Source organism: Plantactinospora veratri, from assembly GCF_036421995.1.
Lineage (GTDB): Bacteria > Actinomycetota > Actinomycetes > Mycobacteriales > Micromonosporaceae > Plantactinospora > Plantactinospora veratri.
On record NZ_JAZGQL010000026.1, the window covers coordinates 78,489 to 101,339 of the forward strand.

Annotated in this window: 22 protein-coding genes and 1 pseudogene; 13 read left to right on the forward strand and 10 right to left on the reverse strand. The window is 69.0% G+C overall.

What is annotated here, in order from left to right; genetic code table 11:
* Nucleotides 1-138: 138 nt before the first annotated feature.
* Together V1634_RS26630 and V1634_RS26635 are read left to right on the forward strand one after the other, a co-directional pair.
* Nucleotides 139-1,107, forward strand: a complete 969-nt coding sequence (locus V1634_RS26630; RefSeq protein ID WP_331210640.1) for a fibronectin type III domain-containing protein — start codon at nt 139-141, stop codon at nt 1,105-1,107.
* Nucleotides 1,108-1,562: 455 nt separating this feature from the next.
* Nucleotides 1,563-2,234: a hypothetical protein gene (locus V1634_RS26635; protein ID WP_331210641.1), complete on the forward strand. Its 672-nt coding sequence runs from the start codon at nt 1,563-1,565 to the stop codon at nt 2,232-2,234.
* Nucleotides 2,235-2,603: 369 nt separating this feature from the next.
* Here the strand turns inward: V1634_RS26635 and V1634_RS26640 are convergent, their stop codons facing one another.
* On the reverse strand, nt 2,604-3,158 hold the full coding sequence (locus tag V1634_RS26640; RefSeq protein WP_331210642.1) for an RBBP9/YdeN family alpha/beta hydrolase: 555 nt from the start codon (nt 3,156-3,158) through the stop codon (nt 2,604-2,606).
* Between the two features lie 189 nt (nt 3,159-3,347).
* On the reverse strand, nt 3,348-3,521 hold the full coding sequence (locus V1634_RS26645; RefSeq protein ID WP_331210643.1) for a hypothetical protein: 174 nt from the start codon (nt 3,519-3,521) through the stop codon (nt 3,348-3,350).
* A 454-nt stretch (nt 3,522-3,975) separates the two neighbouring features.
* Between V1634_RS26645 and V1634_RS26650 the strand changes: the two genes are divergently transcribed.
* The 4 genes from V1634_RS26650 (at nt 3,976) to V1634_RS26665 (ending at nt 7,470) form a co-directional block, all read left to right on the forward strand.
* Nucleotides 3,976-4,692 carry a hypothetical protein gene (locus V1634_RS26650; RefSeq protein WP_331210644.1) on the forward strand — a complete coding sequence of 239 codons (717 nt, stop codon included), beginning with the start codon at nt 3,976-3,978 and terminating at the stop codon, nt 4,690-4,692.
* A complete protein-coding gene (locus V1634_RS26655; protein ID WP_407951860.1) occupies nt 4,680-5,051 on the forward strand; it encodes a transcriptional regulator in 372 nt (123 codons plus the stop codon). Before V1634_RS26650 ends, V1634_RS26655 begins: the two co-directional genes overlap by 13 nt.
* Nucleotides 5,048-6,229: an alpha/beta hydrolase family protein gene (locus tag V1634_RS26660; RefSeq protein ID WP_331210646.1), complete on the forward strand. Its 1,182-nt coding sequence runs from the start codon at nt 5,048-5,050 to the stop codon at nt 6,227-6,229. The genes V1634_RS26655 and V1634_RS26660 overlap by 4 nt, the downstream gene beginning before the upstream one ends.
* A 710-nt stretch (nt 6,230-6,939) precedes the next feature.
* On the forward strand, nt 6,940-7,470 hold the full coding sequence (locus V1634_RS26665; protein WP_331210647.1) for a pyridoxamine 5'-phosphate oxidase family protein: 531 nt from the start codon (nt 6,940-6,942) through the stop codon (nt 7,468-7,470).
* Here V1634_RS26665 and V1634_RS26670 read toward each other — a convergent pair.
* Entirely contained in the window at nt 7,425-7,709 is a 285-nt protein-coding gene (locus V1634_RS26670) for a hypothetical protein (RefSeq protein ID WP_331210648.1), read from the reverse strand. The two genes, V1634_RS26665 and V1634_RS26670, sit on opposite strands and share 46 nt — an antisense overlap.
* A 217-nt stretch (nt 7,710-7,926) precedes the next feature.
* Between V1634_RS26670 and V1634_RS26675 the strand changes: the two genes are divergently transcribed.
* The gene (locus V1634_RS26675) at nt 7,927-8,529 is read left to right on the forward strand and encodes a YdeI/OmpD-associated family protein (protein WP_331210649.1); all 603 of its coding nucleotides are present in this window, start codon (nt 7,927-7,929) and stop codon (nt 8,527-8,529) included.
* A 760-nt stretch (nt 8,530-9,289) separates the two neighbouring features.
* Here V1634_RS26675 and V1634_RS26680 read toward each other — a convergent pair.
* A complete protein-coding gene (locus V1634_RS26680; protein ID WP_331210650.1) occupies nt 9,290-10,096 on the reverse strand; it encodes an SAM-dependent methyltransferase in 807 nt (268 codons plus the stop codon).
* A gap of 143 nt (nt 10,097-10,239) precedes the next feature.
* Nucleotides 10,240-10,959 carry a VOC family protein gene (locus V1634_RS26685; protein WP_331210651.1) on the reverse strand — a complete coding sequence of 240 codons (720 nt, stop codon included), beginning with the start codon at nt 10,957-10,959 and terminating at the stop codon, nt 10,240-10,242.
* Between the two features lie 474 nt (nt 10,960-11,433).
* Here V1634_RS26685 and V1634_RS26690 point away from each other — a divergent pair, with 474 nt between their 5' ends.
* A complete protein-coding gene (locus V1634_RS26690; protein WP_331210652.1) occupies nt 11,434-12,045 on the forward strand; it encodes an alpha/beta hydrolase in 612 nt (203 codons plus the stop codon).
* Between the two features lie 114 nt (nt 12,046-12,159).
* On the opposite strand, the gene V1634_RS26695 is transcribed toward V1634_RS26690, so the two are convergent.
* Together V1634_RS26695 and V1634_RS26700 are read right to left on the reverse strand one after the other, a co-directional pair.
* Nucleotides 12,160-12,585 carry an integrase gene (locus V1634_RS26695; RefSeq protein WP_331210653.1) on the reverse strand — a complete coding sequence of 142 codons (426 nt, stop codon included), beginning with the start codon at nt 12,583-12,585 and terminating at the stop codon, nt 12,160-12,162.
* A 608-nt stretch (nt 12,586-13,193) separates the two neighbouring features.
* Complete coding sequence (locus tag V1634_RS26700) at nt 13,194-13,379, reverse strand: hypothetical protein (protein ID WP_331210654.1); 186 nt, start codon at nt 13,377-13,379, stop codon at nt 13,194-13,196.
* A gap of 271 nt (nt 13,380-13,650) precedes the next feature.
* Between V1634_RS26700 and V1634_RS26705 the strand changes: the two genes are divergently transcribed.
* Together V1634_RS26705 and V1634_RS26710 are read left to right on the forward strand one after the other, a co-directional pair.
* A complete protein-coding gene (locus tag V1634_RS26705) occupies nt 13,651-14,322 on the forward strand; it encodes a hypothetical protein (protein ID WP_331210655.1) in 672 nt (223 codons plus the stop codon).
* Nucleotides 14,323-14,411: 89 nt separating this feature from the next.
* Nucleotides 14,412-14,930: an HAD domain-containing protein gene (locus tag V1634_RS26710; protein WP_331210656.1), complete on the forward strand. Its 519-nt coding sequence runs from the start codon at nt 14,412-14,414 to the stop codon at nt 14,928-14,930.
* A gap of 132 nt (nt 14,931-15,062) precedes the next feature.
* Here the strand turns inward: V1634_RS26710 and V1634_RS26715 are convergent, their stop codons facing one another.
* Nucleotides 15,063-15,410, reverse strand: a complete 348-nt coding sequence (locus tag V1634_RS26715) for a cupin domain-containing protein (protein WP_331210657.1) — start codon at nt 15,408-15,410, stop codon at nt 15,063-15,065.
* 417 nt (nt 15,411-15,827) lie between these two features.
* Nucleotides 15,828-16,886 (reverse strand): LacI family DNA-binding transcriptional regulator, encoded by a 1,059-nt coding sequence (locus tag V1634_RS26720; RefSeq protein WP_331210658.1) that lies wholly within the window; start codon nt 16,884-16,886, stop codon nt 15,828-15,830.
* Nucleotides 16,887-17,220: 334 nt separating this feature from the next.
* On the opposite strand from V1634_RS26720, the gene V1634_RS26725 reads away from it, so the two are divergent.
* Nucleotides 17,221-19,374, forward strand: coding sequence for a carbohydrate-binding protein (locus tag V1634_RS26725; protein WP_331210659.1), 2,154 nt, complete (start codon nt 17,221-17,223; stop codon nt 19,372-19,374).
* Between the two features lie 184 nt (nt 19,375-19,558).
* Here V1634_RS26725 and V1634_RS26730 read toward each other — a convergent pair whose 3' ends face one another.
* Nucleotides 19,559-20,923: a beta-xylosidase gene (locus V1634_RS26730; RefSeq protein ID WP_331210660.1), complete on the reverse strand. Its 1,365-nt coding sequence runs from the start codon at nt 20,921-20,923 to the stop codon at nt 19,559-19,561.
* Between the two features lie 545 nt (nt 20,924-21,468).
* Here V1634_RS26730 and V1634_RS26735 point away from each other — a divergent pair.
* Both V1634_RS26735 and V1634_RS26740 read left to right on the forward strand, forming a co-directional pair.
* The gene (locus tag V1634_RS26735) at nt 21,469-22,488 is read left to right on the forward strand and encodes a LacI family DNA-binding transcriptional regulator (protein WP_331210661.1); all 1,020 of its coding nucleotides are present in this window, start codon (nt 21,469-21,471) and stop codon (nt 22,486-22,488) included.
* A gap of 91 nt (nt 22,489-22,579) precedes the next feature.
* Nucleotides 22,580-22,708: pseudogene (locus tag V1634_RS26740) on the forward strand (LacI family DNA-binding transcriptional regulator); the annotation flags it as partial.
* Nucleotides 22,709-22,851 lie beyond the last annotated feature (143 nt).

The following is a 22,851-nucleotide window of genomic DNA, read 5'->3' on the forward strand; positions in this document are numbered from 1 at the left end:
CCGTGGCCGGAACGGCGGCTTGGCGTCCAGCACCCGCTGCGGTGGTTCCTGAAATCTGGGTGGAGACTTGATCACGACGAGTCGTGGCCGACCGGCACGTCCATTGACAGTCATCACTGACCGACGGAGCATGTCGGAATGGGCCACAGGCATCTGCTCGGCGTCACGCTCGCCTTCGCGTTGGCGACCTCCGGACCGGCGCCCGCACAGGCGAACGCACCGGTGACCCCGCCCGGCGCGCCGCGGGCCGCCGGCACGCAGTTCCTCTCCGCCACCACCGTCGACCTCGCCTGGATGCCGGCCACCACGGGCACCAACCCAATCGCGGTGTACGAGGTCTACGCCCGCCGGCTGGGCTGGATCCACCCGGACCAGCTGGTCACCACCGCGACCGGCGCGTGGGTCTTCGTGCCGATCGGCGGGTTGCGCCCGGCCACGACCTACGAGCTGTTCGTGCGGGCACGGGACACCAACGACCTCCGCGGGCCGGCCTCGGCCCCCGTGACCATCACGACCCTGTCGAGCGAAGTCACGCCCGGCCCGCCGGTGGCGACCGACATCACCGCCACCACCGCCACGGTCTCCTGGCGACCACCGGGCGTCGCCACTGAACGGATCGCCGGCTACGACCTGATCGCCCCGCCCGCAACCCCGACCCAACCGATCCAGATCCGGGCGAGCACGGGCCCGTCGACGACCAGCGTCCAGCTCACCGGGCTCAGGCCAGGCACGAGCTACACGTTCCTCGTCGTCGCCCGCTACACCGACGGCACGCCGCGCTCGACCCCGTCCGCCCGCGGCACCGTCACCACCGTCCCGTCGGTGCCGCCGTCCCCGCCGTCCGACCCGACCGTCACCACGCTCACCCCGACCTCCGCGACACTGTCATGGACGGCCCCGGCACCAGGCGACTTCCCGATCTCCCGGTACGTCACGTACGTCAACGGCGGCGCCCTCGGCCTCTCGAGCCCCGCCACGGACGTACGGACCGTCACGTTCACCGTCTCCGCCGGCAACATGCACGAGGTCTACGTACGCGCGGTCGACGAAGCGGGCATCTACTCCGCCCCCTCCGGAACGGTGACCTTCACCGCCCCCAGCCAGTAGGTCAGCAGCCCGGCAAGCAAGTTGATGCCGCCAGGACGCCGAGGTCGAAACCGAGGATGCTGCGGTCACGCCGCTCCGGCCCGCCGGCACGCCGGCCCGCGCTGCCGGCCCTGACCACGGTTCCGACGCAACCGGTACCGCAGCCCGAGACCGTACGGCGCGGTGCAGACCAGTAACACCAGGACCGCCGTGCCACCACCGATGCAGCCCCCGGGACGACCACATCCAGGAAGACGGCGGGAAGGACAAGTCCCGGCCCGGCGACGACCAGCTCCAGAGGACGGATTACGATCCGGGCTGCCCGGTCTCAGCGCCGAGGGCGCGGTAGCGGAAGGAGTACCTCGATGGGAACTCGCCGACATGCCTCAATGGCGCTGACGGCGGTCGTCGTCTCACTCGCACTAGCCCTCAACGGCTGTGGGCGCTGGGGCAGGGCCGACGGCGACGGGCGACCCATGCCCGTCGAGACCACCTTGAGGCAGCTCACCCCACTGGAGAAGCTGGCGGAGTCGGCGGCGCGGATGAACGCTACGACCATCGGGGTCTCGATGCGTGCGCCGGGAATGACTTCGGAGGCCAGGCTGGATCCGGTCGGCCGGAAGGGCACCATGCGGATGGAACTGGGCCAGAGCGACGGCAAGACCTTGGTGGTCGAGCTGATCCGGGCGGAACAGGACCACTACATGAAGTTGTCCGGCCTGCCGGGACTGCCACGGAAGTGGCTGCGGATCCCGGCTGGGGGTGTCGCGAAGGGTAGTGCGCTGGATTTCATGCCGGAGGACGACCCGAGCGGTGCCTTCACCCTGGTGAAGAGCATCGTTGACGCGAAGCGGGACGGCGGGCACACCTTTCTCGGCACCATCGACATGACCAGGTCGAGACGTGCCGGCGGGCGGGCGCTCAACGAGTTCACCGAGCGGTTGACCGCGGTTCCGTTCGAGGTCTTCACCGAACCGCAGGGCCGATGGAGCTGGATCGAGATCGACGTGCCGAGCGTCGTGCCGGAGCTGGGCATGGTCAGGTTCAGTTACCACAGTTGGGGAGAGCCGGTGACCGTCCAAGCGCCGCAGCCCGGGGAGGTCGACGACGCCCCACGGGCGCTTCTCGAGGACCTCGTCGAGGCGTGACCTGGCCCGCTGCCGCCGGTCGGCGCGCATCGCCGTGACGGCCCCGGGTGTCGGCAGCCGGGAGGAGACGCCGATGTCCGCGTCGACTCCTGTTCGGTCACCGGGCTGATTTCGACAGTCGGGCGTCCACCACCGACTACGGCTACGCCAGCCGATCCGACCTCGACAAAGGAGTGAACTTCTTCACCGCGTAGGCGGGCGCGCAGACAGCTCCATGACATGATCAGATACGCGCTCATGCCGCGATTCGAGCGTCACGTTGTGTGACGGGTGTCGAGTGTCGGTCGATCGCTTGGTCGTGCCGAAGAGTGCACGTTGTGCAGTCGGTGACGGTGATCGGACGGAGCCACGCTCGCAGTGGCGTCAGCGTTATTCCTGCTGCGCAGGCTGGCTCAATGATCGGACCAGGCGCTGGCCGTCGGGCCACTCGCCGAACCCGGTTTTGGAGTCCAGGTGTCCGACCGCGCCTGCGTCGAACAGTTCCGAGCCCCAGTCGCGCGCGTACGCTTCGAATTGCGCGAACGTGGCATGTGGGTCGTTGTGACTGGCGACCAGGATCGAGCGGAAGGGCAGTGGCTCGCGTGGCACATGGTCGATGACGACATCGTCGGTTTCCTGAGGGCCGGGAGTCCAGTCCGGATCCAGGTACGGCGGCGTGACCAGCAGGGCGGCACGGACGGGACCGACGTGCTGGCTGGCCCAGACGGCGACGGTCAGGCATCCGGCGCTGTGCGCCACAAGGATCGCCGGCTCACTGCGGGCGCTTATCGCAGCGTGCAGCGCGGCGACCCGCTCGGCGGCGACGTACGGCGGTCCGGGCGGTTCGGGCGCCCATTCGTACTCCGGGTAATCCCTGACCCAACTGCGCGACCAGTGGTCGGGGCGCGGCACTCCCCTACCGGGCACGACCAGGTAACGCGTCATGCCCGGTAGCGTAACGCGACGATGCCTCGGACTCGTGCAGGGTCACGGGTATCCGACCCCGGAGCGGTGGGCATGCTGGCCCGAGTCGTCATGGCCGACGGGTGGAGGCCCGCAAGCTCCGCCGAACCCGTTCGAGGCGCGTCAGGTGATGGCGAGGAGCACCGCCTGGCCGGCCCCAGGCAGACCCGGTCAGCAGGTAGTGGACGGCGTGCCAGGACCTACCCAGACCAGCTCGGGCTCGGGCATCTCCGCGTCGTCATCGTCCAGATCGCCGTAGAGCAGGGTAGTGACAGCCCCCGGGTCATCCAACACCGCTCGCAACTCGTCGCTCGACAGCCGACGACCGATCAACTCCATACCCACATGTACTTCCTTCCCTGCGACCGACGTGCTGGCGGGGAGACGAGCAGCTGACACGGTAGCCCCGACCGCCGTTCCGGCCACCAGGGCATCCGGACCTACCGCCGGTCGTGCGCGTCGCGCACCGGCGCCTCGTCACTCTCCCCGCCCTGCGGCGACGCCCGGGACTGCGCAGGCCAGATGAGAGCCACACGACCAGCGTGGGCAGCCGAAAAGTGAGCGACAGCCCGGGCGCGTCGACCGAAGCCGGGCCGGACCACGGTCACAGGTCAGTGAAACAAGTAGTCGATGAGCGGACGCCTGATCGTGGTTCCGGTGTCGGTGTGCGACGACTGAGGTGGCGCCTTGTTGCGCGGAGCCGCGAGCCGCGCGGGGCTGGTACCGCTCCAGGCTGGTGGTGCGGCAATCATCAAAACTTGTACTAGCGGAAATAGGTTTGCCGTGGAAACCTATTGGCATGACCACTCATTCGGTACCCGCCGGCGGCGATCCCCGCCGGCTGCTGTCCGACGTGCGCACCCTCGCCCACCGGGTGCGTCTCGACCAGCGGGTGACCTGGGTCGCGCTGCTGGTGTTGGCCGCGGTGACGTTGGCGGCGATCCCGGTCGGCTGGCTCTTCCTATACGCCGACTGCGGGCGCGCGTTCGCCGAGAGCGGCAGGGGGGCGTGCCGCCTCCGGGGTCTGGACAGGGGGTTCTACTGGCTGCCGGCGCTGCTGCTGGCGTACACGGCGATCGCCCTGTACGCCGTGCGGGTCACCCGGGCGCGAGGGCTCGGCGCCCGGGTGCTGCCGTACGTGCTCACCGGGGTCGCGCTGGCGGTCCTGTCCGCCGTCGTGTGGCTGCTGGCGTTCGTGTACTGGCAGAGCCAGCCGCTGCCGACCGGGCCGCCGACCGAACCGTTGCCGTCCTGGGTGATGCTGCTGGACCGCCTGGTCGCACCGGTCGGCACGATCGGGGTGGCGCTGCTGGTGCTGGCCTGGCTGGAGCGGCACGTCGCGCTGCTGCTGTTCACCCTCGGATATCTGGCGCTGGTGCTGGTGCCGATCGACACCTTCAGAATTCCCCGCTTCCTGGGACACCACCCGGACCTGCTGCTGCCGCAGCTCATCGGCGGCGCCGCGCTGCTAGTGGGCGCGGTCGGTTTCGCGGTCGCCCGCCGGTGGCAGCGGTGACCGCCGAGGCCGACATCCCCCACCCGCAGGTGCCGTCCACCCATCCGGTCAACGGCCTGGACGACGTGGTGCACCAGCGCGTCCGGCTGGGCATCCTCACCATCGCGCACGAGGCCCGCCGGGTCGAGTTCGGTTACCTGCGCACCCAACTGGAACTGACCGCCGGCAACCTCTCCAAACACCTCGGCGTGCTCGAGAACGCCGGCCTGATCACCGTGGAGAAGGGGTACGAGGGCCGGCGCGGCCGTACCTGGATCACCCTCACCCCCGCCGGCAGCACCGCCCTCGCCGAAGAGATCGCGCGGCTCAAGCTGCTCATCACCCGCGTCGAGACCACCGACACCCCGGAGGACCGATGACCATCGCCCTGACCCGCCGACACCTGCTCACAGCCGCGCTCGCCACCGGTGTCGCCGTGCCGCTCGGCGGCGCCGGCCGCGGGTGGGCGGCGCCGGCCGCGCCCGGCCCGGCACGGCTCACGCTGCCCCCGCCCACCGGGCCGCACCAGGTCGGCACCGTGTCGCTGCACCTCGTCGACACATCCCGCCCGGACCCCGTCGCCGGCCCGGGGCACTACCGCGAACTCATGGCCAGCGTCTGGTACCCCGCCACCCACGACGCCCGGCGTCACCCGGTAGCGCCGTGGCTGCCCGCCGCGCCGATGCGCGCGCTGCTCGCGTCCGCCGGTTTCGACGCCGACGCCGCGGCGGCACCCCTCACGGCCGGCCACCTGGGAGCGCCGGTACTGCGCACACCCGGACGGCGGCCCGTGATCGTGTACTCCCCCGGCAACGACAGTCACCGTGCCGAGGCCACCATCGTGGTCCAGGAACTCGTCAGCCACGGCTACGTCGTAGTCACGGTGGATCACACGTACGACGGATTCAGCGAATTCCCCGACGGCCGGCTCACCGTCCCCCTTGGCCAGTCGTTCACACCGTGGGACTCCTGCTACGACGTCCGGTTCGTCCTCGACCGTGTCGAGGAGCTGGCCGCCGGCCGCAACCCCGACGCCGGGTGCCGTCCGTTGCCGGCCGGCCTGGGCGCCGCGCTCGACCTGCGCCGCGTCGGCATGTTCGGCTGGTCGAAGGGTGCGACCGCGACCGCCCTCGTGATGAACCAGGACCAGCGCGTCCGAGCCGGGCTCAGCCTCGACGGCCCGATGCAGTCGAACCCACCGGTCACCGCCATCGACCGGCCGTTCATGCTGATGACCGGGCAGTACACCCGGGCCGCCGAGCCGAGCGTCGAGGAGATCTGGTCCTACTACCTGCACGGATGGCGGCTCAACGTGCACGCCGACGGCGCCACCCACTACTCGTACATCGACCACCAGTGGCTGCTCCCGCAACTGGCGACGATCACCGGAATGAGTGACGACGAACTCGCCAGCTGGATCGGCACCCTCCACCCGGTCCGGGCGGTACGGATCCAGCAGGCATACCCGCTCGCGTTCTTCGACCTGCATCTACGCCACCGGGGACACCTGCTGCGCGGCCCGAATCCGGCATTCCCGGAAGTGCAGTTCATTCCCTGACCGGCCATCGAGCGGCTCGCATGAGCCGCCCGCAGCAGCCAACTCCGGCGCCACCGCAACCCGTTGCGGTGGCGCCGCTCTCGTGGACGATCCCGCAGCACCCGCCCACGCCGACCAGCGGCCGATCGCGCAGCCGGCAGGCACCCTCGACCCGACCCCCTCGACCCGACCCCCTCGACCCGACCCCCTCGACCCGACCCCCTCGACCCGACCCCCTCGACAGGCGCGGCCGACGGAACATCGGCGACCGCGCGAGCACCGGGCCGGGCGGCAGCAGACCAGGTGACCGCGCACCAGCGTGCAGAGCACCGCAAAGCTAACGGCCCAAGATCGAACGCACTCTTTGCCGCGGTCCGCGCGCGCCGCCCTGCAGCTCCGCCGGACTCACCCGTGCGCAGCGGAGACCACCCCCATCCACCCATATCGAGCTCCGCCACGCGCAGAGGTGCCACCCTGACTCGCACCGACCCACCTCCGCCGACCGCTTCACCCGCACATGCCGCCACTCGTGCGCGTCGCCCAGCCGGGAGCCGTCACGTCGCGCCGCCGGCCGCTCGCGCCGGCTGCCGTGCGGCCCGCTGGCGTCCGCAAGTCAGTTGAAGAAATATGACGCAAGGTGTCAGGTTTTGGGTGGAGCATAGTTTCAGCGGTCGGCGCCGGCGCTAGGCGCGAACCGGCGGCACAGATAGATACGGAAGACAAGGATCTCCATGCGCGAAACCCCAGAAGATCTCGAAAAACTCCAGGCCCTCCTTGACGCCTCCCTCGCCCGCTCCACCTCCCACCTCCGCTCGATCATCAATACCGCGCGCACACTGAACGCGGAGCAGCTCACCCAGGTCCTCACCGGCATGTGCACCCTCGCTCTGTCCAGCGTGACGGCGAAGGGTGAGCCGCGGATCAGCGGTGTGGACGGGCACTTCCTGCGAGGCAAGTGGTACTTCGGCACGGCGCGCGACGCGGCCAAGGCGCGCCACCTCGCGGCGCGGCCCGCTGCCAGCGCCGCGCATATGCGCGGTGAGGACCTCGGCGTCTTCACGCACGGCAAGGTGGAGATCCTCAACCCCCAGAACGGAGATCAGGCCACGGACTGGCCGGACGTGCTTGCGTACTTGAAGGACTTCTACGGCGACGACCTTTTCGACTGGGACAACGAAGTGGTCTACTACCGGCTGCATCCGCACTGGATGACCGTCTATGCCCCCGACATCGCAAAGCTCACCGTGGCGGCCCAGCCCTGATCCGCATACGGGCCAACCGATGCGTGTCCAAGGCCGACGATGACGTCCCAGCCTTCGGGAAGGACCCGGGCCGGCTCGGGATCCTGTTGTGGCCTGGAGCGGCATCCGATCCGTCTGCGCGGGCTCTGACCCGGCTCGTGGACTGGGCGATAGCCGACCACCTGCGCACCGAGCTGATCCTCGACGCCGTCGGGATGGCCATCCAGCACCGTCGACCCGCCCGCGACCAGGTCATCCACCACTCGGATCGTGGGACGCGGGGTGAACGTGGTTCGAGTTCGGCCGCACCCTTCGCTCCTGCGGCGTCCTGGCCCGGGGCACCGAGGGCAGCCACCGCCGGGTATCGAGGTCCTGCCCGGGCGGTCCGATGAGCGACCGGCGTGCCGGCAGCTCGGCGCGGTCGGGCTGGCCAACAGGCAGAGGCTGCGGCCACGGCGCAGCCGTTACCCTGCCGTCATGAGCGCCGAGCTGGATGAGTTGATCGTCGCGGACGCCGACGCACTGCGGGCGTGGTTGTTAACCAACCACGCCACGTCGCCCGGCGTGTGGCTCGCCCTGACCAAGAAGGGCGGCACCATCACCACGCTGACCTGGCAGCAGGCGGTCGACGAGGCCCTGTGCTTCGGCTGGATCGACGGGCAGGCCCGTAAACGGGATCAGGAAAGCTCCTGGATCCGGTTCACCCCCCGCAGGCCCCGCAGTTCCTGGTCACAGCGCAACGTCGCCCACGTGGCCCGGCTGGAGGAGCAGGGGCGAATGCTGCCCCCGGGCCGCGCCGCGGTCGAAGCCGCGCAAGCGGACGGGCGGTGGGCGGCCGCCTACGCCCCGCCGTCGGAAGCCGAGGTGCCGGCCGACCTCCTCACGGCCATTGCCGCCGACCCCGCCGCTCAGGCGATGTTCGACGTACTCACCAAGGCCAACCGGTTCGCTCTCATCTACCGCGTCAATGCCGTAAAACGGGCGCAGACCCGTGAGCGGAAGATCGGCGAGTTCGTCGCCATGCTGGCCCGCCACGAGACGATCTACCCACAGAAGGCCAAACCTGCTGAATCGCCGTAATCGACAGACGTCATGATCAGGCGCACTCATCTGCCGCCGGCGAGGCCGCCAAGGCAGGGGTCGCCGAGGCCGTACGCACGCCTTTGGGGACCGATTCAGCGAGCTCAGCGGCGATGGCGTCCACGACGCGCACGAAATCGTGCCACGAAAAACTACCGATGGAATCCACGACGCCGGCCGGCTCTCGGGCCGGCTGTTGGAGGCGGACGCCTTCGTAGAGCGTCACACCTGCTCACAGCGCGGTGTCCAACCGACCGATGGCCGCGACGGGGCCGACACGACCGGACTGCTGGGCGTCGCGCCTCCATGTGTATCCGGATCGGCCGCTGAGCGGGCGCGCCCGGCGGCCAGCACCTCCGTCACTCTCCGTACTCGTCGTTCAACTTGTCGGACGCACGTCGCTGCCGATGGCGGATGCCGTGAGGCGCGGCTGCCGATGGTTGCTGTCCACGAACGCGCCGCCGTGGTGGCGTTTGCGGCCGGTAGGTTTGCGGCACTCGCGTCGGCTCCGGACGCCGTCATCTAGATACGGTCATGCAGGCACTCAACTGACGCGGCAACGCCTGCCGACCTGGCCCTTGTCGGTGGCTTATCAGCAAGTGTGGCTGCCCGGTTGCTCACCCAACATGGCGGATTCCTCGATGGAGGTCACTGCGGGCCCGTCGCGGCGAGAAGGGACCGTGACCGCTGATCCAGCGGTCACCCCCCGTACCCGTGAACTGGTTGCCCTCGTGGCGTGACCGGCGTCGAGAGGCTCAGCTCAGCCGATGCGGCCGACGCCGCCGAACAGGTAGACCTCCGGCTCGTCGGACCCCGGGTCGGGACGCCAGCGCGAGCACGTAACGACCCCGGGCTCCAGCAGATCCAACCCGTCGAAGAAGCGTTCGAGCTCCACCTTCGTCCTGGCACGGATCGGCGTACCGCCGCGCTCGGTGGTCTCCCGCATCACGCGCAGCATCGGCTCGCCGTGGATCTCCGCAGTGGAGTGGGTGAGCACCAGGTAGCTACCGGCGGGCATCGCCCGCACCAGCTGCGCGACGCAGCCGTAGGCCACGTCGTCGTCCATGAGGTGGTTGACGACGCCGAGGAGCATGAGCCCGATCGGCTGTGAGAAGTCGAGCGTCTGCCGCGCCGACGCGAGTATCGTGTCCGGCTGCCGCAGATCGGCCTCGGCATAGTCGCAGATGCCTTCCGGCGTGCTGGTCAGGAGCGCACGCGCATGCACCATGACGAGCGGGTCGTTGTCGACGTAGACCACCCGACAGCGCGGGTCGAGGGACTGCGCGACCTCGTGGGTGTTGTCCGCCGAGGGGAGCCCGGTGCCGACGTCGAGGAACTGCCGGATGCCGACATCCTCGACGAGGAACCTGACCACGCGCTTGAGGAACGCACGCTCGGACTTCGCCCCGATGGGGATGTCCGGGATGTGTGCGATCACCTCATCGCCGACGGCCCGGTCGACCGCGAAGTGATCCTTGCCGCCGAGCCAGTAGTTCCAGATCCGCGCCGAGTGCGGGACCGTGGTGTCCAGTTTGGAGTCTGAGGGGAGCACCCGGTCCTCGGTCATGAGGGCATTCTTCCGCACCGAGGGGGCGGTGACGCAAGTGGGGCGGCGGTCCGGCGGCACGGCGAGCTCCAACTGGGTGCCCTGCCGGGACCATGTGCCACGAGTACCCGCTGCGACAGCTGAGGGAGGCGTTCGATGGTGAATCACCGCAGTGCCGCTGCGAGTTCGGCGGCGTTGTCGAACGCGGATGCCGCACGATCAGTTTCCTCTTCGGTGAGCACGACGGACTGGACATGGGCCAGCATCTCGGATGCGGTCTTTGGGTCGTGCAGCACCATCGCGAGTTCGGCGCGGTAGACCAGCACCTCTACCTGCTCGACCGGGTCGTCGTCGGCTCGCGGGCGGGCCAACGCGCTGTCGAGGATCCGAACGGCCTGTCCGACGCTACCCCTGGAATCGGCCTGCACGACAGCATTCGCCAGGGCCTTGGCCAGCCGCCCGGCAGGCGTGGTGGCCGGCATGGGGGCGGTGGCGGCGTTCCGAAAGACGCGGATCCAGTTGCCGCCCGGGTCGATGACGCTGAACCCGCCCAACCCGTCGGCGTTCTTCCGCGCCCTGGGTCGGGTCATCCGCGGCGTTCCGGACACCAGCACCTTGCCGTACGCGGCGCGCATGCCGGCGGCGAACGCCCGGTGCAGTCCCTCGATGTCCGCGGTGAGTACGAGACAGGAGCCATAGGACTGTTCCGGGTCAAATCCGACGATTTCGAAGAACTGCAGATGCAGGTCTTCCCGCTGCACGCCCACACACGCGTTGGGCTTGCGCTGCTTGTACGTGGTGCGGAAACCGAGAACTCCGTAGAAGGTTTCGATGTCGTCAATGGACGCGCACGGCAGCAGGGGAACGGTCACCTCGTTGGTCATGCCTCCTTCCTAAGCGTCGCAGGGCGCCCGTCGCACATGGAAATAGCCGATCGTCGCCTTCGGTCATCTGATCGGCTGATACCCAGGACGCGTCGGCGCCGAGCCGAGCCATCGGCGGCGCCTTCCCGCCTGCCATACGGTTCGCCAAGATCAAACGCCCGGATCTGGCCGCAGGTAGTGCGCGCCAGCGCTGGGACCTCCGTCACCTTCGGTAGCCGCCGACCACGGCGTGGATAGCTGCGAGGACGTCCGGACGTGCCGATGAGCGCGCGGTGACCGTGATGCGTGAGCGTGCGGATCTACGGGTGCCCGTGTTCGCCGTTGGCGTGACGGATGGGGTGGCGGCCAGCAGGCGACGTCAGGCACGGTGAACCGGTGGATGCCGCAATTGTTCTTGTGCACAGCCCATCGGTGGGTCCTCTGACTTGGGCGCCTGTGACGACGAGGCTGAAGGCCTCGGGTGCGGTTACGTTGGTGCCTTCGCTGCTCGGCGTCGCGGATGCAGGACCGCCGTTCTGGCCGTCCGTCGCAGAGACCGTCGGCAGATCCACCGGCCAATTGCCGCTGGACATCCCGGTCGTCTTGGTCGCGCACAGCAACGCCGGTCTCTTTGTCCCGGTCATCGTCGAGGCTGCCCGGCGTCCGGTGGCCGGCTGTTTGTTCGTCGACGCGGCGTTGCCCGCTCGCAGCGGGCCGACGGCGGTGGCACCGCCTGAGCTGCTGGATTTTCTGCGGCCCAAAGCGACCGGTGGCAGGCTGCCGCAATGGACGGCGTGGTGGGACGAGTCCGATGTCGCGCCGATGTTTCCGGATCCGCAGACCCGGCGTGTTGTCTCGGCTGAGCAGCCGCGCCTGCCGTTGAGCTACTACGAGGAGAAGGTTCCCGTTCCGGACGGCTGGGACAACGCGGCATGTGGGTATCTGCTGTTCGGTCCGCCGTACGAACAAGCCGCGCAGGACGCGCGGGAACGCGGCTGGGACTTCGACCATGTTCCAGGGCGCTACCTGCATCAACTTGTGGATCCGGATACGGTGACCGCTCGCATCATCGCCATGGCCGATGGATGGTGCTCGCCAGCCGGCTGACCACGCACGCTCATGCCGCCGACCGTGCGCGGCACCCCATCCGGAGCCGTCACGTTTCGTGCGCAGCGTTCGGCGCCGGTGGGGCGCGCGGAACTGCCGATGAGCGGTAGCCCATCAGCCTCGTTGCTGAGCCTCGTAGGCGCGGATCACTCGGGCCGTGGGGTCCGCGCTCTCCAGCGTGAGCAAGCGGTCGGTCAGCAGAAAGCCGGGCAAGGAGAACCGGGCTGCGTGCTCGTGCTCGGACAGCACGAACGTTCCACCCCGCAGTTCTGGCTGCCACCCGTGTTCAAGGGCATAGCTGATGAGCGCCCGCACGTCGGCGGGGGCCGGGTAGGCGCCGTCCGTTGCACATGCTCCCCACGGTGCCGGCCAGGCCAGCGAGAGCAGATCCGCCTGGAGAGCCTGGCTGGTCTTGCCTGCGCCCCAGACGCGAACGCGGATGCACCGGTGGCAATCGCCGCTGCCTTGCACGTGATGAATCTCCGCACGCCAGACCAAGGTCCGCGCGTTGACTCGTATCTGCCGCAACCGCGTCCGCACGTGAGTCACCCCTGATGGATCTTCCCACCCCCCGGGGAGTCCGCCAACGTCTTTATGGACGCAGCCGCGACCGGGCCGCGTGATGTGCGCGCTCATAGCCGCGATTCGGGCGTCACGGTGCCTAACGAGCGGCCCTGTCAGCGACACCTGGACCTGCCGAACAACGGGCTCCGGATCGGGCCGGAGGCCCTACAACCCGGAGCCGCTCAGGTACACACGTCTGCGCCGGCCTTCGACCGCCGACTCAGCTATCGGCTGCCCGGCTTGGTCTGGAACCAAAGGATCACGGTCGCGGCGAAGAACAGCAACACAAAGAACACGCACGGGCACAGCAGGATCCATGCCACTCCTTCCATGGTGCACAGCCTAGGCTCGCCGCACGCCGAGCTCAGCAACCCGCACACAGTCACGGTAGTCCTCGCTCGGGTCGGCTCTGGCGAGCATCCGCATCTGCCGCAGACCAGGCGCGCGACGCGCCGATGGTCCGTCATTAGCCGTACGTTGTCGTGCAACCGGTCGGAAATCGCCCGTACCGCTGGGACTGCGCCAGCCTCCATCCTGCCGCACCAACAGTTGGGCTGCTGTCAGGGGAGGGTCAGCGGCCGGGGCTATCGTGCCGTGCGTTTCGGGGCGCGGATGGCGGCCTCCAACCGTAGGCCGGTCCCGACGAGGACGAGCAGCCAGGCGAGCGTGAATGGACGGTCGGTGGTCGTGCCGAGGGTGAACAGGGCGATGAGCAGTCCGACCACGATTGCGGCGGTGCCGACGTTCCGGAGGGTGATGGTGGTCAACACGCGGCTGAGTGTGCCAGGGCACCTGGCCATGCGTCATCCGGACGCACTGATCTGCCGCCGACCGTGCGCGGCACCCCATCCGGAGCCGTCACGTTTCGTGCGCAGCGTTCGGCGCCGGTGGGGCGCGCGGAACTGTCGATGTGCGCGCACCCGATCACGGCAACGGTGAACGGGACCGAGAGATCATCTTGTGGATGCAGCGACCGCCACCGGCTCGTCGATGCTGTGTCATCATGCTGCCGTGGGGGCGGAGCGGGCTGAACTAAGCAACATGGTCGACGACATCGTACGGGCCTGCCAGGTGGAGGAGTACTGGTGGCCGGACCCCGACATGTGGGCGTCGCTGCACGGCTTGGCCGCTGACGATCCGCAGTCCGTCACGGTGGGCCTGTCGTATCTGTGGGCCTCGTTTATCGAGTATCCGAACGTATTCGAGCCGGCGGTGCCGGCCGTCAGGTACGTGCTGGCGCTGCTGGATCGCAAGGTGGGTGGCGATACGGTGATCCGGAGCCCGGACGGCCGACTCCGGCCGTTGCGAGGTCACCTGCTGACCTGGTTGTCGGAGGTGGCCGATGCGGTCGGTGACCTCCGTGTCCGCGAGTTCGTCGAGCTCGCCGGATACTCGCCGCTGGAGTCCCCGACTTCGGCGTGGCACACGGTCCGGCAGCTCCGTTCCCAGATGTACGATGCCGCCGCCGCATTTCTGGACGACCCGCACCCCGGTGTTCGGCAGGAGGCGATCACCGCGGCGGTGGTGCTCGTGCGAGTTCCGGAGCTGGCCGTGCACCGTCAGCACATCGCCGCCGCGGCGCGAGCATTCCTGGTTGCCTGCACCGACCCGGTGCGCACGCGATGGGCGGATGAAGCATTCCATGAGTTCAGCCCGAGGTACGTCGCCGACGAACCGGTACGGACGCAGTCGAAACCCGATCGGATGCACTGATCTGCCGCGCTCCGCGCGTCGCTGAGCGCCACCGTCAACGGAGTCAGGCGGGTCCGTGCGCGCCGCGGACGAAGGGGTACGGTTCCGGCGTGCTTCCCGGCGTCGCGCGACCGCTGATCTTTGTCGACATCGACGGTGTGCTCATCCCGTTCCGATCCCGGTCTGCCGGCACACACCGTTCGGACAGCGAGGTGACGGACGTTGCCGACGGCTTCGGCAATCCGCTGCTGGATCGACTCGACCCGAAAGACGGCGGGCGCCTGCTCGCCCTGCCCGGCGAACTGGTTTGGGCGAGCACCTGGATGGCGGAGGCGAACGAGGTTGTCGCGCCCCGGCTCGGCCTTCCGATGCTGCCGGTCGTCGACTGGCCGGACGACGACGAACCGCAGCGCGGTCTGCACTGGAAGACAGCGCCCCTCGCGCGTTGGGCGGCCGGACGCCCGTTCGTTTGGCTGGACGACGAGACCACAGAAGCCGACCGGTGCTGGATCGCCGTGCATCACTCTCAGCCGGCGTTGCTACGCCGCGTCGATCCGTACCAAGGACTTAGCGATGCCGACCTTGCGGCGGTACGCGGGTGGCTCGAACAACGCGGAGAGGCCAGTTGATCGGCTGCACGCTCATGCCGCCGCCCGTGCGCCGGTGGCTGCCGGGGAGCCACCGGCGCAGTGGAGGGTGCTCTATCCGCTCACCGTGCCGAGCGCGGAGTTGTGCCCTGCCGCCGGCTTTCCCTGACCGACTCAGCGATCGACCGGCGCTAACGCGGAGTTGTAGCGTTCCCAGACAGTGGCCCGCTCCTCGTCTGTGGCTGCGGCGTGCAGCGCCGTCACCAGCTGGTCGACCTCGGGAGTCATGACGGCAATGACGTCGGCACCCTCGATGTCGACGGTGGCGAAGGTGTGTGTCGTGCCGGCGGGGATGGTCACGTGATCGCCTTGCTGAAGGATTCTCCGTTCGGCACCGACCAGGACCTCCAGACGACCTCGAAGCACGACGAATCCCTCGTCGGAGCGGTCGTGTCGATGAGGTGGGGCCTGGTCTCCCGGGTAGTGGGCCAGAACCCATCGCCGCATCACGAAGTCGCTCACGGAGTGAACCCTACCCAACCGGCCGGCCGGCCATGGTCGACAGAAGCGCATGCTGGGGCGACGACCGCCCCGTGCGCGAATTGGCGGCCTCGTTCCCGCTGACCGAGGCGTGGCTGTGGGAGGAGGACTCCCGGCCGTCGGAGGAGATCCAGCCGCTACTCGATCCCGTCTTCGACCATGGATCGATCGTGCTCGGCACGGATGGCTGTGGGAGGTACTGGCATCTCATCGTGAGCGGCCCGCACCGCGGGCACATCTGGAATATCAGCGGCGGGGCGCGATGCCCTTCGGAGCGGAGTTCGGCCACACCACCCGGGCGTCGGGGTTCGTCGGGTGGGTCCGGCACTGGGCGGCCGGCAGGCCACACCTATGTGATCGCCCTGGTGGGTGCTCGGTAACGTTGTTACCAACGATTGCTCAGCGGTTCCGAGGCGGCGCGGTCGACTCGCGTACCACCAGGCGGGGTGGAGCCAGCGGGGCATCGGGCCGGGCGGCGCCGGTCACTTCGGCCACGACGGCGGCCAGGCAGGCCCGACCCAGAGCCACGAAGTCCATCCGTACGGTGGTAAGCGCCGGCGTCCAGTACGCCGCCCCTGGTACGTCATCGAAGCCGACCACGCTGACGTCCCCGGGCACGTCCCGGCCCGCCTCGTATAGCGCCCTGCGTACGGCCAGGGCGGTGTCGTCGTTGCCGCACAGGATCGCGCTGACCGCCGGGTCCGCCGCCAGCCGCTGCCCGGCCAGGTACGCCGACCGCGGCTCCCAGCCCGCGTGCAGCACCCTGGGTACCGGCGCGCCGGCAGCCCGCAGGACACCCCGCCACCCGGCCTGGCGCGCGCTCGTGCCCGTCTCGGAGGGGATCGCCACGTGGTGCACGGTTCGGTGGCCAAGGTCGAGCAGATGCCGCGTCGCCTCGGCGGCGGCCTGCCGCTCGTCCAGGAAGAGCATCGTCCGCGGCGAGTCCGCCAGTCCGCCGGCCTCGGTGGCGGCCACGGCAGGTACACCGACGGGCAGGGCCCGTAACACCCCGGCACCGGCGGCGTCGAAGGCGATCACGACCACGCTGCCGGCACTCGGATCGCTTACGTATTCGACCGCCTGGCGCACGTCGGTGGCCTGGTCCGACTCGACCACCCGTACGCCCACCGCCAGCCCTTGCGACCGCGCGGCCTCCTCGATGCCACGCAGCGTAGAGGCGTACCCGTACAACGTGGTGTCCGCGGTGACCACGGTGACCGCGCTCGCCCTGCCGGACCCGAGCGCCCGCGCCGCCCGGTTGGGCCGGTAGTCCAGCTGCCCGATCACCTCCAGCACGAGCCGGCGGGTGTCCGGGCTGACCTTCGGCGAGTCGTTCAGCACCCGCGACACCGTCTGATACGAAACCCCCGCGGCCGCCGCCACGTCGCGGATGCTGGGCGCGCTTTCGCGCCGTCGCCGAGCCGGGCTTCCGAAGGAGGATCGCATCACGCTACCCATCGTGGGCCCTCAGGCGACGCGGTCAAAGACCCGACTCGGCGTTTCCCCAGCCGCCATTCGATGACCGCTCTGTCGAGGTCCGCAGCCGACCGGCCCACCGTTGGATGGGCCGGATGTGGGCGGATCCCTTCGCGGCGCGACGGGTCGGGACGCGTTCGTAACGAAATGGCAACAGCCTCTGTTGTGGCTGTATGTGACCGGTCACACTATTCCCCATGTGATCGGTCACATCGATATCGATCTCTTCATTTGGCTTGCTGATCTACGAGCCGCTTCAGGCGCCCGAGTTCCCGTCCGATCCCAGGAGGTACTGACTGCCATGAGAAGGACCCCCGTGAAAGTAGGTGGAACCATCCTGCTGGCGGTGGCGCTGTTGGCGACGCTGCCAGCGGCAACGGCTGGCGCAGCGCCGTCGCAACTGACCGTCGACCTGTCGGTGAACACAGGCGCACTGCGCTACGGCGCGACCGGGTTTCTCTACGGGCTCGGCGACGAAGGCATCCCGAACGAGACGATGCTGGCCGCGCTGCGGCCCCAGGTCGCCGCACAGAAAGCGCCGGACGGACTGCAACACCCCAACGGCGACGCGCTACGGGTCGCGCCGATGTTCAAGCGGGCCGGGGGCCGGCACATCGAAATCTACATGCAGGACATCTATCCCAACTGGCCCTATGACAACCTCGGCCTGGGCGACTACCTCGGCAAGGTCGACACGATCGTCCGCAAGGTGGTCGCCGACCCCAACCGCAGCTTCTTCGTCTACGTGCCGTTCAACGAGCCCGACTGGATCTGGTACAGCGGCCAGCTCACTGGCCGGTTCCTCAACGACTGGCGCACCGTGCACCAGCGGATCAAGTCCATCGACCCGAGTGCGCGCATCGCCGGTCCCGGTTTCTCGAGCTACCGCTCGAACGAACTGCGCACGTTCCTCACCTTCGGCCGGGACAACAACGTGCTGCCCGACATGGTGAACTGGCACGAGCTCGGCAACGACTTCTTCACCGACTGGAACAACCACCTCAACGACTTCCGGTCGATCGAGCGCAGCCTCGGGATCAGCGCCCGGCCGATCACGATCGACGAGTACGGCCGGCAGAACGGTGACCTCGGCGTGCCCGGCAACCTCGTGCAGTACGTCGCCAGGTTCGAGGCCAGCAAGGTCGACGCGTGCCTGGCCTACTGGACCACCGCGGGCGGGCTCAACGACCTGGTCACCCGGAACAACCAGGCCACCGGCGGCTGGTGGCTGTACAAGTGGTACGGCGAGCTGACCGGCAACACAGTGGCCGTCACGCCGCCATCACCCGGTGGCTCGTTGCAGGGACTGGCCGCCCTCGACCCGGCCAAGCAGCAGGCCAGGGTCATCTTCGGCGGTAACAACCCGGTCTCCGGCAGCTACGACACCAATCTCGTCGTGCGCGGGCTGGGCGCGGCGGCATTCCTCGGCAGCACCGTGCACGCCACCGTGTGGGGCGTCGACTCCTCCGGACTCAACCCCTCGGGTGGGCCGTTCGTGGTGGGCGAGGGTGACTACACCAGCAGCGGCGGGCAGGTCACGATCCCGTTGACCGGGCTGCGGGGCTCGGCGGCGTATCAGGTGATCATTACGCCGAACAAGGACCTGGCGTCGGTGGGGCCGGCAACTCGGTACCAGGCCGAGTACGCGCGGGTCGACGGCGGCGCCCGCCTCACGTACGGCACCAACACCGGCTATTCCGGCACGTACTTCGTCGAGGGATACGGTGCCAGCACCACTGCCAGCACCAAATTCGTGGTCACCGTTCCGTCGGACGGCTACTACAACGTCGGTCTGCGTTACTCGGCCGGCCCGCTGCCGGCAGCCCCGACCGGCCGGTCAATCCGGCTGCGGCTCAACGGCTCCGACCTCACAGACGTCAGTCTTCCGGGCACGGCCGACTGGAACACCTGGAACACCGCGACCACCAAGGTATTCCTGCCGGCCGGGATCAGCCGGCTGGAGGTGAACGCGTACGCCGCGGACGACCGCGACGCCATCAACATTGACCACCTCGAGATCGCCGCCGCCACCGGCACTGTCACCAGCTACGAAGCCGAGGCCGGGGCGAACACGTTGTCCGGTACCGCGGCCAGGGCCAGCAACTCCGGCGCCTCCGGCGGCCAGTACGTCGGATTCATCGGAGCGGGTTCCGGCAACACCCTGCGGTTCAACAACGTCTCGGTTCCGAGTACCGGCCGGTACCGGATGGTCGTCGCCTACGCCAACGCGGAGGTGGTGGGCGATCATCAGTACAACAACAACATCGTCGACCGGGGCGCGGACATCAGCGTCAACGGCGGCGCCGCTCGCCGGGTCTATTTCCGCAACACGCTGAGCTGGTCGACATTCCGGACCACGGTGGTCGACGTGGACCTGGTCGCCGGCGCCAACACCATCACATTCGGCAACTCCTCCAGCGGGTACGGGCCGAACATCGACCTGATCCGGATAGCCGCCCCGATCGGCTGACGCCTCCGGTGGCTGCCGCCGCCCGCCGGGCGGCGGCAGCCACCAGCTATCCACGCGCAGCACCACGGGGGTGCACGGCCGCCGTTGATCGGCCCCGGACGAGTTGTAGAACCGATCGTGCGGCCCGTTGCCGGCAGCATGCCCGGAACCGGAGGCTGGCTCCGGGCATGCCGGGCGGTGCGGCTCAGGGAGTCAACGTCACCGCGTAGGCGTCGTCGGCATTGGTCCAGTTGATAGTGACGAGGATCGAGTTGCCGCTTACGGTGGCGCGTGTGGTGGACACGGTCGTCGGGGCGCTGACGTACGCGTTTGTTGACGGCATGCGCTCCACGCGAACGTTCACCGAGCCGTTGGCGACCAGCCAGGACGGGATGTTGTTGTAGCGAACGTCGATGGCGCCGGTCGCGGCCCCGGTTCTGGCGCCGAGTACGGCGATCGAACGGCGTGCGCCGGAGTCCTGGAAGACCGTGCCGTCGTGGGACGAGCCTGCGGTGATCTGGGTGCGCTGGCCGGTCTGGTCGGCGTAGCGCTTGTACACCCACCACTGACCCATCGGCTGACCGGCGTTGGCCGTGGTGAGCCACCCGAGCGTGTCGTGCAGCGAGGGTGTCTGACCCACCATGCCCCAGTTGGCTCGGGCACCGTCACAGCCGCAGCGTTCGAGTCGGGCGATGTACCAGGCTGAGGGACCGGGTTGCTGTTCGGCGCCGAACGCACCGTACTCGTTGACCGAGAAGCCCTGGACCGAGATGCCGCGCGAAGAGAGCTTGCTGTTGATGGTTCCTCGGTCGGCCGCCGGGTCCCCGGGCAGGTTGTGCCAACTGATGATGTCGGGCACGACGTTGTTCGCCCGCACGTAGTCGAGGTAGGTGTCCCACCAGCTGTTGCCAGGCCCGCCGGCAGTGCTGGGACCCACGATCACCGCTCCCGGGATCGCCGCCCGGATCAGCTGGGTGCCACGGCGGATCATCTCCAGGTACTGGGCCTGCGAACGACCCCAGAAGAAGATGTTCGGCTCGTTCCACAGATCCCAGCGCAGGTTCGATCCAGTCATCCCCGCCGCGCGGACGTCGGCGATGATCCGGTTGACGAAGTTGGTGTAGTCCGTCCAGTTGCCGTTGTCGCCAGGCCATCGCGGCACGTTGCACACGCCGTCCGATCCCCACAGCGGCGCGACGATCATCTCCATCCGCGCGCCCGTACGCTGCGCCCGGTTGTAGTAGTTCCGCACCCAGTTCCAGCGGCGATCGTACTGGCCGTTGACCCAACCGCCGTTCGGGCAGCCGAGCTGCGACCCGCCACCACGCATCACTTTGACCTTGATCTGGTCGGTGGTGGAGACCGGCGGGCTCGACGCGTTTTCCGACACGCCGTAGATGAAGCCGGACGCCCGGTAGGTGGGGGTTCCGCCGTAGCTCGCCATGTTGATGGTCATGCTGTCGACCGCCGCGGCGGCGGGGCCTGGTGGTTGTAGGACGGATGCCACCACCCCCAGCGCAACGCAACTCGCTACGGTGATGCCGATTCTTCGGGTCTTTCGCACGAGCATGATGAGTCTCCTTCGTCGGGAATGCATGCACGGGATGACCATGTGTGGGCCCCTCAGGGCAGGATCTGTCGAACCGGTTCGCTAACCGTGCGTCTCGCTTCGGTGGGGGCGCGTCGCCGGGCGGGTTGCGGCCCGCCGGGAGTGGCGGGAAGGACAGTGGCAGCCGATCCGGTCGGTATTTGGTGAGGCTGCGGTCGGGAGGCGGCGATGACGTGCCGGTGACCGCACCACGGCACACCGGGGCTGTCCGCACCGAGCCACGGGAGGGGCACGGGGACGGCCGTTCCCGCCGGGACCGCATCGGCCGGTGCGCCGTTGGTGACGCCGCTGGCCCAGGTCCCTGCGGTCGCTCATGGCGGTCTCTCCTGCATTCCTGTGAACGTTAACAACCGCGCGGAAAATTTTCCGAGGCATCGGTGTCCGTTGAGAAGAGCAAGTCGGTTTATCGACAAGTTTCGAGTAGGTTACGAGGTATCTGAGACATCCGTCAACATTGCTCCGACGGTCCATTTGAGGCAAACGTTTTCTGCGGTTACGGTGTCGATGTGGCAGGCAAGCGGCCCCGCGTGGGCATCGTCGACGTGGCCCGGCGGGCCGGCGTTTCGGTCGGCACCGTGTCGAAGGCCCTCAACGGCCGGGGCCAACTGCGCGCCGAAACCCGTGACCGGGTGCACGCCGCCGCGCAGGAACTCGGCTTCGTGCCCAGCGCGGTCGCCGCCAGCCTGCACACGGGCCGGACGTACACGGTGGGTCTGATCATGACCGACCACCACGGACGCTTCAGCCTGCCGATCCTGCACGGGGCCGAGGACGCGCTCGGCTGGGACGAGACGCTCGCGTTCGTCTGCGACACCCGCGACGACCCGATCCGCGAGCAGCACTACGTGCGCAGCCTCGCCCGCCGCCGAGTCGACGGCATCATCGTGGCCGGCCGCCGCACCGAACCCCGCCCGCCCCTCGCGGGGCCGGTCACCGTCCCGGTCGTGTACGCGTTCGCCCGCTCGGCGAGCCCCGCCGACTGCAGCGTCGTCGTCGACGAGGAAGGCGGCGCCGCCCTGGCCGTGCAGCACCTACTCCGTACCGGCCGTCGGCGGATCGCCCACGTCACCGGCCCGCACGGCCACACCTCGGTACGCGCCCGCGTCGACGGCACCGTCCGGGCGCTGCACGATGCCGGGGTGGAGCTGGTCGGCGAGCCCTGGTACGGCGGCTGGAGCGAGGTGTGGGGCCGCTTCGCCGCCGCCGCACTGGTCCGCGAACACCCCGAGGTCGACGCCATCTTCTGCGGCAGCGACGCTATCGGCCGCGGCGTCGCCGACGGCCTGCGCGACAGCGGGCACCGGGTGCCCGAGGACATCGCACTGGTCGGTGTCGACAACTGGCTGCCCACGGCCGAGGGCTGCCGGCCCGCGCTGACCAGCGTCGACCCCAACCTGCAACAGGTCGGACGCACCGCCGGCCAGTTGCTGTTGAAAGCCATCCAACGCGGCACCATCGAGTCCGGTACCCATGCCGTTCCCTGCCGCCTCGTCGTCCGCGCATCGTCCGGCCCCCGCGATGGGTAGCGGTGCCACGGACCTCCCGCGTGCCGACGTAAGGCGGATTGTCGCGGACGACAGTGCGGCTTCCGAACCCGTTCGACAGCTGAGGGCGGAGATGGCAACGATCGGGGACCTGACGCGGGCGGCTGTCGTCAGCCGCAGCACCGCGTCGTACGCGTTGTCCGGCAAGCGGGCCATCTCCGACGCGGTGCGTCAGCGGGTGGTCGAAGCCGCTCGGGCGCTCGGGTACACGCCGATCGGCCGGTACTCGGACGAGTTCGCGGCCACGTTCTCGCTGCCGTACTCGTCGATCGGGAGTGCCACGGACCGGCCTCGGTGGCATGGCGGGGTAGCACTGCGGCACCTCGCTAGAAGCGGTGATTGTCT

Excerpts from the sequence above, each read along its gene's own strand:
- V1634_RS26630 (WP_331210640.1), top strand. The coding sequence starts at position 139 with ATGGGCCACAGGCATCTGCTCGGCGTCACGCTCGCCTTCGCGTTGGCG.
- V1634_RS26635 (WP_331210641.1), top strand. The coding sequence starts at position 1,563 with ATGCCCGTCGAGACCACCTTGAGGCAGCTCACCCCACTGGAGAAGCTG.
- V1634_RS26640 (WP_331210642.1), bottom strand. The coding sequence starts at position 3,158 with ATGACGCGTTACCTGGTCGTGCCCGGTAGGGGAGTGCCGCGCCCCGAC.
- V1634_RS26650 (WP_331210644.1), top strand. The coding sequence starts at position 3,976 with ATGACCACTCATTCGGTACCCGCCGGCGGCGATCCCCGCCGGCTGCTG.
- V1634_RS26660 (WP_331210646.1), top strand. The coding sequence starts at position 5,048 with ATGACCATCGCCCTGACCCGCCGACACCTGCTCACAGCCGCGCTCGCC.
- V1634_RS26665 (WP_331210647.1), top strand. The coding sequence starts at position 6,940 with ATGCGCGAAACCCCAGAAGATCTCGAAAAACTCCAGGCCCTCCTTGAC.
- V1634_RS26675 (WP_331210649.1), top strand. The coding sequence starts at position 7,927 with ATGAGCGCCGAGCTGGATGAGTTGATCGTCGCGGACGCCGACGCACTG.
- V1634_RS26680 (WP_331210650.1), bottom strand. The coding sequence starts at position 10,096 with ATGACCGAGGACCGGGTGCTCCCCTCAGACTCCAAACTGGACACCACG.
- V1634_RS26685 (WP_331210651.1), bottom strand. The coding sequence starts at position 10,959 with ATGACCAACGAGGTGACCGTTCCCCTGCTGCCGTGCGCGTCCATTGAC.
- V1634_RS26705 (WP_331210655.1), top strand. The coding sequence starts at position 13,651 with ATGGTCGACGACATCGTACGGGCCTGCCAGGTGGAGGAGTACTGGTGG.
- V1634_RS26720 (WP_331210658.1), bottom strand. The coding sequence starts at position 16,886 with ATGGGTAGCGTGATGCGATCCTCCTTCGGAAGCCCGGCTCGGCGACGG.
- V1634_RS26730 (WP_331210660.1), bottom strand. The coding sequence starts at position 20,923 with ATGCTCGTGCGAAAGACCCGAAGAATCGGCATCACCGTAGCGAGTTGC.